The 14,102-nt window shown below is 67.5% G+C and carries 14 protein-coding genes; 3 read left to right on the forward strand and 11 right to left on the reverse strand.

Annotated elements, in window-relative coordinates; translation table 11 throughout:
* Positions 1 to 176: 176 nt before the first annotated feature.
* Complete coding sequence (locus tag ACWMMN_RS22520; protein WP_059240162.1) at positions 177 to 737, forward strand: putative glycolipid-binding domain-containing protein; 561 nt, start codon at positions 177 to 179, stop codon at positions 735 to 737.
* Here ACWMMN_RS22520 and ACWMMN_RS22525 read toward each other — a convergent pair.
* From ACWMMN_RS22525 to ACWMMN_RS22545, 5 genes are all read right to left on the reverse strand, one after another.
* On the reverse strand, positions 692 to 1,603 hold the full coding sequence (locus ACWMMN_RS22525; protein WP_059240163.1) for an alpha/beta fold hydrolase: 912 nt from the start codon (positions 1,601 to 1,603) through the stop codon (positions 692 to 694). The genes ACWMMN_RS22520 and ACWMMN_RS22525 overlap by 46 nt on opposite strands.
* 4 nt (positions 1,604 to 1,607) lie before the next feature.
* On the reverse strand, positions 1,608 to 2,513 hold the full coding sequence (locus ACWMMN_RS22530) for a metal-dependent hydrolase (RefSeq protein WP_059240165.1): 906 nt from the start codon (positions 2,511 to 2,513) through the stop codon (positions 1,608 to 1,610).
* Positions 2,510 to 3,445 carry an SDR family NAD(P)-dependent oxidoreductase gene (locus ACWMMN_RS22535; RefSeq protein ID WP_059240167.1) on the reverse strand — a complete coding sequence of 312 codons (936 nt, stop codon included), beginning with the start codon at positions 3,443 to 3,445 and terminating at the stop codon, positions 2,510 to 2,512. The genes ACWMMN_RS22530 and ACWMMN_RS22535 overlap by 4 nt, the downstream gene beginning before the upstream one ends.
* Before the next feature lie 21 nt (positions 3,446 to 3,466).
* Positions 3,467 to 5,050: a flavin-containing monooxygenase gene (locus ACWMMN_RS22540; protein ID WP_256086202.1), complete on the reverse strand. Its 1,584-nt coding sequence runs from the start codon at positions 5,048 to 5,050 to the stop codon at positions 3,467 to 3,469.
* A gap of 246 nt (positions 5,051 to 5,296) precedes the next feature.
* Positions 5,297 to 5,968: a lysoplasmalogenase gene (locus ACWMMN_RS22545; protein WP_059240966.1), complete on the reverse strand. Its 672-nt coding sequence runs from the start codon at positions 5,966 to 5,968 to the stop codon at positions 5,297 to 5,299.
* A 357-nt stretch (positions 5,969 to 6,325) separates the two neighbouring features.
* On the opposite strand from ACWMMN_RS22545, the gene speB reads away from it, so the two are divergent.
* Positions 6,326 to 7,294, forward strand: a complete 969-nt coding sequence (speB, locus tag ACWMMN_RS22550) for an agmatinase (RefSeq protein ID WP_059240170.1) — start codon at positions 6,326 to 6,328, stop codon at positions 7,292 to 7,294.
* A 268-nt stretch (positions 7,295 to 7,562) separates the two neighbouring features.
* Here speB and ACWMMN_RS22555 read toward each other — a convergent pair whose 3' ends face one another.
* From ACWMMN_RS22555 to ACWMMN_RS22575, 5 genes are all read right to left on the reverse strand, one after another.
* Positions 7,563 to 7,787 (reverse strand): hypothetical protein, encoded by a 225-nt coding sequence (locus tag ACWMMN_RS22555; RefSeq protein ID WP_059240171.1) that lies wholly within the window; start codon positions 7,785 to 7,787, stop codon positions 7,563 to 7,565.
* A gap of 279 nt (positions 7,788 to 8,066) precedes the next feature.
* On the reverse strand, positions 8,067 to 8,270 hold the full coding sequence (locus ACWMMN_RS22560) for a cold-shock protein (protein ID WP_027790965.1): 204 nt from the start codon (positions 8,268 to 8,270) through the stop codon (positions 8,067 to 8,069).
* 532 nt (positions 8,271 to 8,802) lie between these two features.
* The gene (locus ACWMMN_RS22565) at positions 8,803 to 9,660 is read right to left on the reverse strand and encodes a MerR family transcriptional regulator (protein ID WP_059240172.1); all 858 of its coding nucleotides are present in this window, start codon (positions 9,658 to 9,660) and stop codon (positions 8,803 to 8,805) included.
* Between the two features lie 9 nt (positions 9,661 to 9,669).
* Positions 9,670 to 10,230, reverse strand: a complete 561-nt coding sequence (locus ACWMMN_RS22570; RefSeq protein ID WP_059240175.1) for a GNAT family N-acetyltransferase — start codon at positions 10,228 to 10,230, stop codon at positions 9,670 to 9,672.
* Positions 10,231 to 10,318: 88 nt separating this feature from the next.
* Complete coding sequence (locus ACWMMN_RS22575) at positions 10,319 to 11,191, reverse strand: LysR family transcriptional regulator (RefSeq protein ID WP_486423968.1); 873 nt, start codon at positions 11,189 to 11,191, stop codon at positions 10,319 to 10,321.
* A gap of 131 nt (positions 11,192 to 11,322) precedes the next feature.
* Here ACWMMN_RS22575 and ACWMMN_RS22580 point away from each other — a divergent pair, with 131 nt between their 5' ends.
* Positions 11,323 to 12,321, forward strand: a complete 999-nt coding sequence (locus ACWMMN_RS22580; protein WP_486423969.1) for a quinone oxidoreductase family protein — start codon at positions 11,323 to 11,325, stop codon at positions 12,319 to 12,321.
* 60 nt (positions 12,322 to 12,381) lie between these two features.
* Here ACWMMN_RS22580 and ACWMMN_RS22585 read toward each other — a convergent pair whose 3' ends face one another.
* A complete protein-coding gene (locus ACWMMN_RS22585; RefSeq protein ID WP_486423970.1) occupies positions 12,382 to 13,896 on the reverse strand; it encodes an MDR family MFS transporter in 1,515 nt (504 codons plus the stop codon).
* Between the last annotated feature and the right edge of the window lie 206 nt (positions 13,897 to 14,102).

The following is a 14,102-nucleotide window of genomic DNA, read 5'->3' on the forward strand; positions in this document are numbered from 1 at the left end:
TTTGTCGTGGATGCACCGAGGTGGGGAATGAGGCGCGGCGCCGCTGTTTGACCGGCGCTGCGTGAATGCTTTCCGATGCGAAATCGGCGTGACCAGCGAATGGGTGCATTCGCCGGCGTTTCCGTCGGCGGATTCGTGCGACGATGCCTGACATCGGGCAACCGGGAGGCGAAAGGATGCGCGAAGTGCGTTGGGCGTCGCTTGAGGGCGACGGGGTCGAACATCTGACGTTCGACCGGAGCGGCGGCGCGATCGTCGTCGAAAGCGCGGTGGTCGGCCAGCGGTACGGCCGCGCGTATGGGCTCGCGTATCGCGTCGAGTGCGATGCGCAATGGCGTGTCGCCTACGCGGTGCTCAAGGTGATGGGCGGCGGCACGCTCGAGTTGCGCAGCGACGGCGCCGGCCACTGGCGCGACGGCTCAGGCCGTGCGCTGCCCGGGCTCGACGGCTGCATCGACATCGACATCGCGGCGACGCCGTTTACGAATGCGCTGCCGATCGGCCGCCTGGGGCTCGCGCGCGGCGAGCGGCGGCCGATCGATGTCGCGTACATCTCGACGCCGGACCTGATGGTCACGCCGGTCAAGCAGGCCTACGCGTGCATCGAGCCGGGCCGGCGCTACCGCTACGAAGGGATCTTCCGGAATTTCACGGCCGAGATGGACATCGACGACGATGGTCTCGTCGTCGACTACGAGACGCTGTTCAGACGCCTGCCGGCACCGACGGGGCGCTGAACCGCGGCGGTCGTGACCGCCGGCCGCTCCTGCGCGGAGGCGAAGCGGTCGATCCGCTGCGCGATCATGTCGGGGTGGCGCAGCACGATCCAGTGGCTGCCGTCGATTTCCTCCCGCACGTGGTCGCCGAGCCAGCGGTCGAGGCCGACCGACATCTCGGGCGTCACGTAGCGATCGCGCACCGGCACGAGGATCTGCACCGGCGCCTGCGCGTACCGTTCGCGCGGCTTGCGTGCCCGCGCGAGGAAGTTCGCGCGGTACATCTGCATCCCGTTCAACGCATTCTTCAGCTGCACGGGATCGCGCTCGGCGCGCACGCGTTCGGTCAGCTGCAGCCAGCGCGGCCACAGCGCCGCGCCGCCGAGCCGCCACACCAGCGACGGCACGAGCGGCAGGTGGAAGAACGCGATGTACCACGACTTCAGGCTCTGCTTGAGCCGCATCTTCGCGCGGAACACGTGATCGAGGCACGGGCCCGAGATCGACGTGTACGACGCGATCCGGCCGCGGAACGCGGGGTCGGTCACGGCCTCCCAGCACTGGATCGAGCCCCAGTCGTGGCCGACGAGGTGGAACGGCCGGCCGCCGCAGGTCGCGTCGGCCACCGCCTTCAGGTCGGCGGCGAGCCGCTCGAGCGTGTAGTCGGCGCGGCGGCGCGGCGCATCGGACGCGCCGGCGCCGCGGACGTCGTATGCGATCACGCGGTAGCGCTTCGCGAGCCGCGCGCGGATCGGCGCCCACACGGCCGCCGAGTCGGGGTAGCCGTGCACGAGGATCAGCGGCGGCGCGCGCCGCGACCCGCTCACGTAGACGGCGAGCTTCACGTCGCCGGACTGGACGGTCAGCATCTCGTGGGCGCGCGCCATGGCGTCATGCCTGCGGGACCGGGTGCAGCGGCACGCGACGCGGGGCGGCTTGCGCGGCGTAGCGCGCGTTGGTCGCGTCGATGTTCTCGAGCAGCGTGTCGAGCCCCTGCAGGTACTGGTGGTTGTCGTGGTCCCACGGGTGGAAGCCCGGGCGGAAGTAGTCGAGCCATTCGCGCGCGATGCTCGGAAACACGCCGTGCTTCGGGCCGTACAGATACTTCACGAGGCGCCACATGCCGCCGAACTTGCCGTGTTCGCGACGGTGCGCGCGCATCAGGCGCACGTGGAAGTCGAACACGATCGTCCAGAAGAACACGGTGGTCGTCAGCATCGTGCCGGTGCGCAGCAGGTAGCTGCCGAGGCCCGGCTTCATCACCGTGGTCCACACGTCGTAGGACACCGCCTTGTGCTCGGTTTCCTCCATCGCGTGCCACATCCACATCTGCTGATAGCCTTCGACCGAGCCGTCGATCCGGTGCTCGTGGCCCGACAGCAGCTGGTTCGCGAGAATGGCCGTGTAGTGCTCGAGCGCGATCGTGATCGCGAGCTGCATCGAATGCGGCAGCACCTTCTTGAACCAGCCGAGGATCGTCCACAGGCGCTTGTCGAGCTTGTGCGCGGGCAGGCCCGACGACTGCAGCAGGTCGTTGTATTCGATGTGCTCGCGCGTGTGCATCGCTTCCTGGCCGATGAAGCCGAGCACCTGCTTTTTCAGCTCGGGATCCTCGATCCGGTCGCGGTAGTTGCGCACCGAATCCATGAAGAAGCGTTCGCCGGCCGGGAACAGCAGCGACAGCGCATTCATGAAGTGCGTGACCGGCACGCCCTGCACGTGCCAGTCGCGCGCGCGTTCGGGCGGCAGCGCGAAACGGATGTCGCGCCGTACGGGCATCATGTTCGGGGTCGTCATGATTGTTCTCCTCCCTGATTGCCTGCATTGTTGTAGGTGGCGTGCAGCGGTGCGGGCGCCGGCGTGCCGCGTGCGGCATCGCGGCGCGCGCGAGCGGCCTCGCGGCGCGTCGCGAGCACGACGAGCGCCTGGTACGCGGACGGCAGCACGCGCGCCATCCAGTCGCCGGCCTTCGCGTCGCGGCCGATCAGCACGCGGCGCTTGTTCTTGCGCACGCCCGAGAGGATCGTGCGCGCGGCATCGTCGGCGGTCGTGATGAAGAACTTCTCGAACGTGTCCCGGCCTTGCTGCTCGCTCGCGACCATGAAGCCGACCATGTTCTTCGACACGCGGCTCGCCTGTGCGATGTTCGTGCGGATGCCGCCCGGATGCACGCAGGTCGCCGACACGCCGCACTTCATCATGTCGAGTTCCTGGCGCAGCGATTCGGTGAAGCCGCGCACCGCGAACTTGGTCGCGTTGTAGCCGCTCATGCCCGGCTGCGCGAAGATCCCGAAGAGGCTCGACGTGTTGATCACGTGACCGTCGCCCGAGGCCTTCAGGTGCGGCAGGAACGCCTTCGTGCCGTGCACGACGCCCCAGAAGTTGATGTTCACGATCCACTCGAGATCGCTGTATTCCATTCCTTCGATCGTGCTCGACAGCGCGACGCCCGCGTTGTTGAAGATCAGGTTGACCTTGCCGTGTTCCTTCGCGGTGTCGTCGGCCCACGCGAACATCGCGTCGCGGTCGCCGACGTCCAGCACGCGCGTCGATACGCGCGCGTTCGGCGCGATCGCGCGGACGATCCGTTCGGTTTCGGCGAGGCCGACGCCGTTCTTGTCGGCGAGCGAGACGTGGCAGCCTGCTTGCGCGAGCTGGATCGCGAGCGAGCGGCCCATGCCCGAGCCGGCACCCGTGATCGCGGCGACCTTGTTGGCGAAATCTCTCATGTCGTTGGCTCCTTGTCTGGCTCAGGCCGCTTCGGCGGACGTCGATGCGGAAGCGGCGGGCGCGGCGACGGGCCGCGCAGTCGTGTCGTGTTGCGGCGCGCGATACGCGTGGTAATCGGCGATCGCGAAGCGCGCGGTCGCCTGGCGGAAGCGCCACGTGAAGCCCGGCCACAGCGTCGTGTTCTTGCCGGTGCGCGGGTCGAGGTACCAGCTCTTGCAGCCGCCCGTCGACCAGATCGCCTTTTTCAGCTTGCCCTGCAGGTCGCTGTTGAACTGCGCCTCGACGAGCGGGCGCACCTCGATCGCATCCGCTCGCTCGCGGTGCATTGCCTGCAGCGCGCCGAGGATGTATTCGATCTGCGACTCGATCATGAACACCATCGAGTTGTGGCCGAGGCCCGTGTTCGGGCCGACGATCATGAAGAAGTTCGGGTAGCCGGGCAGCGTCGAGCCGAGATACGCATGCGCGCCGTCGCGCCACGCGTCGACGATGTCGAGCCCGCCGCGGCCGACGATCGCGCCGCGCGGATACGGGTCGGCCACCTGGAAGCCGGTGCCGTAGATCAGGCAGTCGACTTCATGGCGTTTGCCGTCGGTCGTCACGACCGCGTCGGCTTCGATGTGGTCGATGCCGGTCGTGATCACGTCGACGTTCTTGCGCGACAGCGCCGGGTAGTAGTCGTTCGAGATCAGCACGCGCTTGCAGCCGAGCGTGTAGTCCGGCGTGACGGTCTTGCGCAGCTCCGGATCGGGAATCTGCTTGCGGATGTGGCGCAGCGCGAGCTTCTGCACGTTCTTCATCAGCGACGGATGGATCGCGAAGCCGAGCACGCGCGATTCGAGCATCCAGTAGATGCTGCTGCGCACGGCCTTCTGCGTGAACGGCAGCGTGCGGAACAGCCACTTCTCGAGCCCGGTCAGGTTGCGGTCGGGCTTCGGCATGATCCACGGCGGCGTGCGCTGGAACAGCGCGAGTTCCTTCACGCGCGGCGCGATCTGCGGCACGAACTGGATCGCGCTCGCGCCGGTGCCGATCACCGCGACGCGCTTGCCTTCGAGCGCGTAGTCGTGATCCCACTGCTGCGAATGGAACGCGCGGCCCTGGAAATTCTCGACGCCGGGAATCGACGGCAGCGCGGCGCGCGACAGGCCGCCCATCCCCGACACCAGCACGCGCGCGGACAGCCGCTTGCCGTTCGCGAACGTGAGGCGCCAGCGCTGCGCGGCTTCGTCGTACTCGGCGCGCTGCAGCTCGTGGTTCAGGCGCAGGTGCGGGCCGACGCCGAAGCGCTGCACGCAGTCTTCCAGATACGCGCGGATTTCCGGCTGAGGCGCAAACATGCGCGTCCAGCGCGGGTTCGGCGCGAACGAGAACGAATAGACGTGCGATTGCACGTCGCATGCACACCCGGGGTAATGATTGTCGCGCCACGTGCCGCCGACCGACGCGGCCTTCTCGAGGACGACGAAGTCGGTCACGCCTGTTTGCCGCAGGCGGATTGCCATCCCGAGACCGGCGAAGCCGGTGCCGATGATGGCGATGTCGATGGTTTCGTCCTGGCCGTCGTGGCCGGGCGGACCGAAAGGCAACGTGCGAGCATTCATCCGGGTGTCTCCGATTTGGCTCATTTTCGAATGTTACATTGTTTGATGTAACGATAGTGGGTGAACCCGGAAACCGCAAGAGGCTAGAAGCGGCGCTCTAAGGGCCGGAAGCCAGACGGGAAAAGGCTGAGCGGGGTTTGGAACGGTTTGCTTTCCGCGATGCGGGATGGGCGGAAAGGGCCGTCGGCAGGACGAGACAGGTGCTGGACGAGACCGCCGGCGCGCGGCGGTCTGTTTGAAACAGTATCAGGGACGGATCGATCGGGCGGCCGTCTCATGGAAAACCCCGGCCACGATCGTGACCTGCGCGAGCGCGTAGAGGCCCCAGATCAGGTAGTCGATGCCGGGAAAGCCGCCGAGGAACCGGCCGACGCCGATCAGCGTGTCGGAGCCGACGAAGATCAGGCTGCCGATCGCGACCAGCGCGCCGTGCGTGCGGGCCGCGAGCGCGAAGCTCGCCATCACGCACAGCACGAGCATGTAGACGGCGACCGGCGCCAGCAGCTCGCCGAGGTGCGGGAAGAATGCCGCATAGAAAGCCGGCGCGGCGATCCACAGCCCGATCAGCGCGACGATGCGCCAGCCGTGCGGCCGTGCGCGCCAGCGCATGAAGATCACGCAGTAGCACACGTGCGTGAGCAGGAACGCGCCCAGACCGAGGACGAACGACAGCGGCCAGTCCGGCAGCGCGAGCAGCACGTCGCCGAGCACTGCGGTGGCGAGCGCCGCGCACAGCCACGCGCGTTCGCGCGGCGCGCCGCAGGTGCTGCCCGCGGCGAGCAGCAGGATACCCATCGCGGCTTTCGCGACGGCCTGGCCCGGATAGGGCGCGGCGGCGAGCGACAGCCCGTACAGCAGCGCGGCGGCGATGGCGAGCGGCCAGAGCCGGCGGTAGGTGGCGGGAAGCGTGGCGATCAAGGCGGGTGTCTCCGGATTGTTGTTGTCTGCGGTGGACGGCGCGCCGTCGAGGGCGCGGCTGCCGGCCATTATCCGGAAGAACGGGCACGCAAAAACCGGCGAATCCTTCTAGTCATCGATGGCGACGGATGACGATGCCGCCGGCGGATTTCTCCGCGCGTTGCCCCGGCTGAACCGGGGCAACGACTTCAATTCGGCTTGCTATGATCGCCGCGGTATTGCCGTTGTCGATGTTCCGCCCGGCCGCGCGACTGGATGCGTACGCCGGTGCGTGCCCGATGAATCCATGCCGTGCCCGGCCCGCGCGCTCGTCGAAAGCGGGGCGGTGCCGGCTCCCCACGAAAACAGGTCCGACCCATGACCGAACTTCTCCACGGCGACGGCGCGATCCGTCGCACGACGCCTTACGGTTCCTCGATCGAAAACACCTATGCGGGCGTGCTGTCGTTCATGCGCCGCAACTATTCGCGTGCGCTCGACGGCGTCGACGTCGCGATCTCGGGCGTGCCGCTCGATCTCGCGACGACCTATCGGTCAGGCGCACGGCTCGGGCCGGCCGCGATCCGCGCGGCGAGCGTGCAACTCGCCGAGCTCAATCCGTATCCGTGGGGCTTCGATCCATTCGACGATCTCGCGGCCGTCGACTACGGCGACTGCTGGTTCGACGCGCACAACCCGCTGTCGATCAAGCCCGCGATCATCGAGCATGCGCGCACGATCCTGCGTTCGGGCGCGAAGATGCTGACGTTCGGCGGCGATCACTACATCACGTATCCGCTGCTGGTCGCGCATGCGGAGCGCTACGGCAAGCCGCTGTCGCTGATCCATTTCGATGCGCACTGCGATACATGGGCCGACGACGAGCCGGACAGCCTCAATCACGGGACGATGTTCTACAAGGCCGTGAAGGAAGGGCTGATCGATCCCGCGACGTCGGTGCAGGTCGGCATCCGCACGTGGAACGACGATTTTCTCGGAATCGAGCGGCTCGATGCCGCGTGGGTGCATGACCATGGTTCGCGCGCGGCGGTCGAGCGGATCGTCGAGATCGTCGGTGCGCGGCCCGCGTATCTGACGTTCGATATCGACTGCCTCGATCCGGCGTTTGCGCCGGGGACGGGGACGCCGGTCGCGGGCGGGTTGTCGTCCGCGCAGGCGCTCGCGATCGTGCGAGGGCTCGGGGCGGTGAATCTGGTCGGGGCCGATGTGGTGGAGGTTGCGCCGGCGTACGATCACGCGGACATCACCGCGATCGCGGCCGCGCATGTCGCGTGCGATCTGCTGTGCTTGTGGCGGCAGAAGAAGGTGGCGGGCGCGTTGAAGTAGGTGAGCGGGCGTGCAATGCAAGAGGCCGGCGGGCAGGTTGCCCGCCGGTTTTCATGCTGGTCGGCTCCGGTAACGCAAGTCCGTCGTCAACTTCGACGCGGAGATGGCGCGGCGTGACGACGCCGGCGAAGGGGCCATTCGAAAATTCGAATCGGGCGCCGCTCGAACCGGAAGGTTTCGAATCGGTTGCGCGCGATGTCGGGACACGCTTGGTCGCGTGCGCACCGATGACTCACAGGCGGCGGGTGCCGGTACCGGGGCGCTGCCGTTAGCCGCGCGCATCGACCCAGTTGTGTGCCCAGCGTGCCGAATGCTCCAGCGCCAGCGCTTCGCTCGCGAAGTAATCGAGCGAATAGAACTGGTAGCGGCCTTCGTTGCGCGGGCTACCGCTGCGTTCGAGCAGCAGGTTGGATGAAAAACTGCCATCGGGCAAGCGATGCGCCGACGGGTGGACGGCATAGCCGTTGTACTGTTGAATTCGATTGTTTTGCATTTTTAATTTTAATGATGTTCGAGTGCGCGCGTGCCGTGCGAAATGCGCACGGGTAGGCCGATTCAAAGCCATTGCGAGCTGAATCCGACGCAGTCGAGAAACGAAAATCAGGCGTTGCGGCCAGAGGGGGGATGAAGTGCAACGAGGCGTGTGGCGCTTGGCAAGCTGCTGAACAAACCGATGCAGCTAAAGGCGATCGCGCCAACTTTGGGAGGCGAGGCTCCGTGGGGGTGTCGCTGCGACCCGGCGTCCGTCGCGGGAGGCCGGGTCCTTCAAACTTTACAGCGGCGTGATGTTGGCCGCTTGCAGACCCTTCGGGCCTTGCTTCGTTTCGAAGCTCACTTTTTGATTTTCAGCCAGCGTCTTGAAGCCGTCGGCACGAATTTCCGAGAAGTGAGCAAACAGGTCGTCGCCGCCGTTGTCCGGGGTGATGAAGCCAAAGCCTTTGCTGTCGTTGAACCACTTGACGATACCGGTATCCATGAAGATTCCTTGAGAAAAAATAGAAAGATTTGCTCTGTTGAAGAGCGCGTGAAGCGTCAAGGAGGGAGAGGACAACGAATACCGCTGAGGAGCGATCAATTGATGAACAGCAATCGGACTTCTTGAACTTCGGACGATACGGTAACCGCCGGGCGGGGCTCGCGTCAACCGTTATCTTGTAACTGTTTCACAGCACGGCCCGTTATCGAGGGCGCAGCGATGCGACCCCGTCTGGCAGGAGGGGGCGACGGGTGGCGCGTCCGGCCGTTCGCCGACCGACGCAAGCGGTGGTTGCCACCTGCAACGGTTGCTGGTCTTTCCCCTGTCCGGACCGCGCGCGTTGTCGCGAACAGTCGACGCATGCGTGACGGCGGCGGTGCGGGTGATCCGGCGGGGGAAACGCATCGTCGAACGAACGCCATGCGAGACATCTTCGGGGCGTGGCTGTTACCGCTCGATCGAAAGAATCGTCGCGTCGTCGATGGCGCCCGCACACGAAGCATTGCCGGTCATGAACGAGACGGCAGCCGCCCTAGGTGTGGTCGCCGTCGCCTTGCGTATCGGATGTATCGGACGTATCCGGCGCGCCGGACTGCCGCGCCGCTTCATCGCTGAGCTTCTTGTCGAGGATCGTTGCAACGCGGCCGCCGAGATACGCGCTCGCGGCGGTTTCGAGCGCGCGGTTCGTCTCGCCTTCGACGAACACGGCAGCGAGCGGGCGCAGGCGCCAGATCGCGTCGACCAGTTCGGGCACGTCGGTGGCCGGCGGCAGCGTGCCGGCGTCGTAGCGGTCGAGCCGCTTCACGACGAGATCGACGAGCAGCCGCGCGATCGCGTCGAAGTGCGGGCGAGCGAGGCTGATCACGTCGAGCAGCTCGCGCGGCGGAATCCCTTCCTTCGTCATCGCGGCGGCCGCCTCGAGCAGCGCGGGACTCTTCGCGACGAACGACAGGCCGCGCCGTTCGAGCAGCCCGAGCTCGGTCACACGCGACAGCTGCGTGGTCGCTTGCGGGCCGAACATCTGCGCGAGCGCGGCGAGCGAATAGGTCTTCGGCAGCTCGTGCGACCAGCGGCCGCCGATCGCGTTTTCGAGGCCGAGGATCGAACGCAGGTCGTGGCCTTCGTCGATCGCCTTGATGAGATCCTGGATGTTCGACAGCGTGTAGCCGCGTGCGAGCAGATGGTTGATCAGCTTCAGGCGCGCGACGTGCGTGTCGTCGTAGATGCCGACGCGCCCGCGTTTTTCCGGCGGCGCGAGCAAGCCGCGATCCTGGTACGCGCGGACATTGCGCACGGTGGTGTCGGACACGCGCGCGAGTTCGTCGACCGTGTACTCGTTGCGGGAATCCGGTGCAGCCTCGTCGGGCGTGGAATGAGTCTGTTTTGACATGCGGCCATTCTAGCGCGACGCGGCGGGCGCGGGCGAGGCGGGGAGCGTTCGCGCGCCGTCGCCGAGCGGGCGCTGCAGCAGCGCCGTATCGATCCACCGGCCATGCTTGAAGCCGACCGCTGTCAGCGTGCCGGCCGGTTCGAAACCGAATGCGCGATGCAGCGACGTCGAGCCGCCGGTGCCGCCGTCGGCGATCACCGCGATCATCTGCCGCCACGGGCCGGCTTCGCAACGCGCGATCAGCGCCGCGAGCAGGGCGCGGCCGATTCCGCGCCCGCGCTGCGCATCGTCGATGTAGATCGAATCCTCGATCGCGAAGCGGTACGCGCTGCGCGTGCGGTACGGCGTCGCGTACGCATAGCCGGCCACGCGGCCGTCGCATTCGGCAATCAGATACGGCAGTCCGTGGCGCAGTACCGCGTCGCGGCGTGCGCGCAGCTCGGCGACGTCGGGTGGCGTTTCCTCGAACGACGCGACGCTGTGGTGAACGTGGTGCGCATAGATCGCGTGAATCGCGTCGAGGTCGGCGTCGGTTGCGTCGCGAACGACGCAGGCGGGAGCGGTGGACATGGCGGCGGGGCGGACGAACGCAAATCGCTACTATGCCGCCCGCCGGCGCGTGTGGCAAAGCCGTTCGACGGAGTGCGGCGCGGGTTGCCTACAGCCGTCCGTCCGCCGCATGAACCGCATCGGCGATGGCATCGGCGACGCGCTGCACGCGCGGCGACCGGCGCACGTCGGGGTGAACGACGAGCCAGATCTCGCGCTCGATGTCGCAACGCGGCGCGTCGGTCAGCTCGACGAGCGGCGCGCCAGCGTGCCCGACGGGATCGTCGACGAGAAACCGCGGCAGCAGCGCGACACCGGCCCCCGCCGCGCAGGCGCGATGCAGCGCGGCGAGGTCGTTGGCGATGAACGCAAAGCGCCGTCCGGCCGCGAAGCGTTCGAGCCATTGCTGTTGCGGGGTTTGCGCGAGCGCGTCGTCGTAGCCGACGAACGCCCAGGTGTCGGGCGGCGCGTCGGCCCATTCCGGTGCGGCACACAGCGCAAAGCGCATCGTGCCGAGCCGGCGTGCGGCGAGCCCCGGTTCGCTCGGCCGCGACAGCCGCACCGCGAGGTCGGCTTCGCGCGCAAACAGGTTCGCCGCATGCATTTCGCCCATCAGGTCGATGCGCAGTGCCGGCCACGCGCGCTGCGCGCGGGCCAGGCGCGGCGCGAGGAAATGGCTGGCGAACACCGGCGACGCCGACACGCGCACCACGCCGTCGAGCGCCGCCGCCCCCTGCGCGGCGCGCGCGAACGCATGCGCATCGGCTTCGAGGCGCGCGGCGTGCTCGGCGAGGTGCAGTCCTTCGTCGGTCGGCGGCCAGCCGCGCGGCAGCCGGTCGAACAGCCGGACCCCGAGCGAGGATTCCAGCGCGTCGATGCGCCGCGCGACCGTCGAATGCTGGACCTGCAGCGCGCGGGCGGCGGCAGACAGGCTGCCGCTGCGCATCACCGCAAGAAAGTAGCGGATGTCATCCCAGCTCATCGGCAGCGCGGAGGGGGGAGCGGCAATCGGGTCGGTCGATTTTTGCACAGTAAGTGGGCGATCAACGTGAATTCCGTTCGATTATGCACGATGGGATGATCGTGTCACTTCATTCGATAGCGAGGAACGTCATGACCCAAACAGCCAACGCCATCCGGATCGGGATCGACCGTTACGGCGACGCCGGCGTGCTGCGCCGCGTCGATACGCCCGTCGCGCCGCCTGCCGCCGGCGAAGTGCGGATTCGCCAGACCGCGATCGGCGTGAATTTCGTCGACATCTATTTCCGGACGGGCGCGCACGCGTTGCCCGCGCTGCCCGATGCGCTCGGTGTCGAGGCGGCCGGCGTGATCGACGCGGTCGGGCCGGGCGTGACGGATCTCGTCCCCGGCCAGCGCGTCGCGTATGCGGGCATGCCGACCGGCAGCTATGCGAGCCTGCGCACGATGCCGGCCGAACGCGTGCTGCCGATTCCCGACGGTCTGAGCGACGAAGCCGCTGCCGCCGGGCTGCTGAAGGGGATCACCGCCTACATCCTGCTGCATCGCGTCCGGCAGGTCGGCGCCGGCGATACGGTGCTCGTCCATGCGGCGGCTGGCGGCGTCGGGCTGCTGGCGACGCAGTGGGCGCGCGCGCTCGGCGCACGGGTGATCGGTACGGTCGGATCGGCCGCGAAGGCTGCGCTCGTGCGCACGCACGGCGCCGAAGCGGTGGTCGACTATCGCGAACAGGATTTCGTCGCGGCCGCGCGCGCGTTCGGCGGCGGCGCGGGCGTCGATTACGCGATCGACGGCATCGGCGGCGACGTGCTGACGCGCACGCTCGGTGCGATCCGTCCGTTCGGGATGGTCGCGAGCATCGGGCAGGTGGCCGCGATCGGCGCGCGGCAGACCTTCGATCTCGACGAACTGGGCCCGGTCCGTTCGATCGCGCTCGCGCGGCCGAGCGTGCTCGGCTTCATCGCACGGGACGTGGCGGGTTATCGGGAAGCGGCGCGCGCGACGCTCGAACGGCTCGCGGGCGGGATGCACGTGGAGATCGGCGCGCGGCTGCCGCTCGAACAGGCGGCCGATGCGCATCGGCTGCTGGAGTCGCGCAAGACGACGGGGGGCGTGGTGCTGGTGCCGTGACGGCCAGCGGCGGGGCCGGTGCTTCGCAGTGACGATACCGGCGCGCCGCCACCTTGCTGGTCAGTGATCCTTGCGCAGCGGCGCGCTTTCGACGAACCACGCGAGCACGAATGCGATCGCGATCACGGCCGCCGCCGCGAGATACACCACATGCAGCGATCCGGCGAACGCATGCAGGTACGCGTCGCGCACGGCGTCCGGCAACTGGTGCACGGCGGCCGGGCCCATTGCGGGCGGCAATTCCGTGCCGGCCGGCAGCGCCTGCATGATCCGCGATTGCAGCCCGTGCGAGAACAGCGCACCGAACGCGGCGACGCCGAGTGAGCCGCCGATCGAGCGGAACAGCGTCACGCCCGACGTCGCGACGCCCATGTGCCGGAATTCGACCGTATTCTGCACCGCGAGCGTCAGCACCGGCATCACCATGCCGAGCCCGATCCCGAGCAGCGCCATGTACGCGTACATCGTGTGCAGCGGCGTGTCGAGCGACAGCGTCGACAGCAGCGCCATCGCGATGCCGCCGATCAGCGTGCCCGCGATCGGAAACGGGCGATACGTGCCGAGGCGCGAGATCAGCCGGCCGCTGATGATCGACATCGCGAGCATCCCGCCCATCATCGGCAGCAGTTGCATGCCGGCCTGCGACGGCGTCGAGCCTTTCACGACCTGCAGGTACAGCGGAATGAACGTGACCGAGCCGAACAGCGCGATGCCGACGACGAAGCCGATCAGGCTCATCAGCACGAAGGTGCGCTGACGGAACAGCGCGAGCGGCATGATTGGCTCGGCCGCGAGGCGCTCTTCATAAATGAAGCCGCCGATCGCGACGAGGCCGAGCACGAGCGTCATCCACAGTTGCGGCGACGTCCACGGCAGCAGCGACCCGCCTTCGCTCGTGAACAGGATCACGCAGGTCAGCGCGGTGGCGAGGAACGCGGCGCCCATGTAGTCGATCCGGTGCTTCACGTGCGCGGTGTGCGGCCGGAACGCCATGCCGATCACCGCGAGCGCGAGCAAGCCGAGCGGCAGGTTGATCGTGAAGATCCAGCGCCACGACAGGTGCTCGACCAGGAAACCGCCGAGCAGCGGGCCGACGATCGTCGCGAGGCCGTAGACGCCGCCGAACATCCCCTGGTAGCGCGCCCGGCGATCGGGCGGGACCAGATCGCCGATCGCGGCCATCGTGACGACCATCAGGCCGCCGCCGCCGAGCCCCTGCAGCGCGCGCAGCACGATCAGCTGCGTCATGTCCTGCGCGACGCCGCACAGTGCGGAGCCAGCGAGGAACAGCACGATCGCCGCCTGCAGCACGATCTTGCGGCCGTACAGGTCGCCGAGCTTGCCGTATAGCGGCAGCACGACGGTGGACGACAGCAGGTACGCGGTGACGACCCAAGACAACTGGTCGAGCCCGCCGAGCTCGCCGACGATCGTCGGCAGCGCGGTCGATACGATCGTCTGGTCGAGCGCGGACAGCAGCATGACGAGCAGCAGCGCGGCGATGATCAGCCCGGTCGGCGCGTCGCGGCGGGCCGTTTCGGCGGCCGGCGGAGTGAGGAGGGTGTTGGTTGTCATCGAGATATCTGCCGTGGCAGGGAATTGAGCCGAAATATAGCCACATATACTTGACTAGTCAATTTCTGCTCAGACTCAGTCTGTTGCAGTCGTAACAGGAGATTGCCGGCAGGAAAAATTGACCGTGATCAGACGGAAAGCAGGGACGGACTCAAGTTTTTTGCAGGCAAACCGTAATACAGAGTGCTGCGGACCGATTGCCGCGG

The sequence above is a fragment of the Burkholderia cepacia complex sp. TUM26381 genome (assembly GCF_057439935.1).

Bases quoted from the DNA above. Each gene is read 5' to 3' on its own strand.
- ACWMMN_RS22520 (WP_059240162.1), top strand. From the start codon at position 177: ATGCGCGAAGTGCGTTGGGCGTCGCTTGAGGGCGACGGGGTCGAACAT.
- ACWMMN_RS22525 (WP_059240163.1), bottom strand. From the start codon at position 1,603: ATGGCGCGCGCCCACGAGATGCTGACCGTCCAGTCCGGCGACGTGAAG.
- ACWMMN_RS22530 (WP_059240165.1), bottom strand. From the start codon at position 2,513: ATGACGACCCCGAACATGATGCCCGTACGGCGCGACATCCGTTTCGCG.
- ACWMMN_RS22535 (WP_059240167.1), bottom strand. From the start codon at position 3,445: ATGAGAGATTTCGCCAACAAGGTCGCCGCGATCACGGGTGCCGGCTCG.
- ACWMMN_RS22540 (WP_256086202.1), bottom strand. From the start codon at position 5,050: ATGAATGCTCGCACGTTGCCTTTCGGTCCGCCCGGCCACGACGGCCAG.
- speB (WP_059240170.1), top strand. From the start codon at position 6,326: ATGACCGAACTTCTCCACGGCGACGGCGCGATCCGTCGCACGACGCCT.
- ACWMMN_RS22555 (WP_059240171.1), bottom strand. From the start codon at position 7,787: ATGCAAAACAATCGAATTCAACAGTACAACGGCTATGCCGTCCACCCG.
- ACWMMN_RS22560 (WP_027790965.1), bottom strand. From the start codon at position 8,270: ATGGATACCGGTATCGTCAAGTGGTTCAACGACAGCAAAGGCTTTGGC.
- ACWMMN_RS22565 (WP_059240172.1), bottom strand. From the start codon at position 9,660: ATGTCAAAACAGACTCATTCCACGCCCGACGAGGCTGCACCGGATTCC.
- ACWMMN_RS22570 (WP_059240175.1), bottom strand. From the start codon at position 10,230: ATGTCCACCGCTCCCGCCTGCGTCGTTCGCGACGCAACCGACGCCGAC.
- ACWMMN_RS22575 (WP_486423968.1), bottom strand. From the start codon at position 11,191: ATGAGCTGGGATGACATCCGCTACTTTCTTGCGGTGATGCGCAGCGGC.
- ACWMMN_RS22580 (WP_486423969.1), top strand. From the start codon at position 11,323: ATGACCCAAACAGCCAACGCCATCCGGATCGGGATCGACCGTTACGGC.
- ACWMMN_RS22585 (WP_486423970.1), bottom strand. From the start codon at position 13,896: ATGACAACCAACACCCTCCTCACTCCGCCGGCCGCCGAAACGGCCCGC.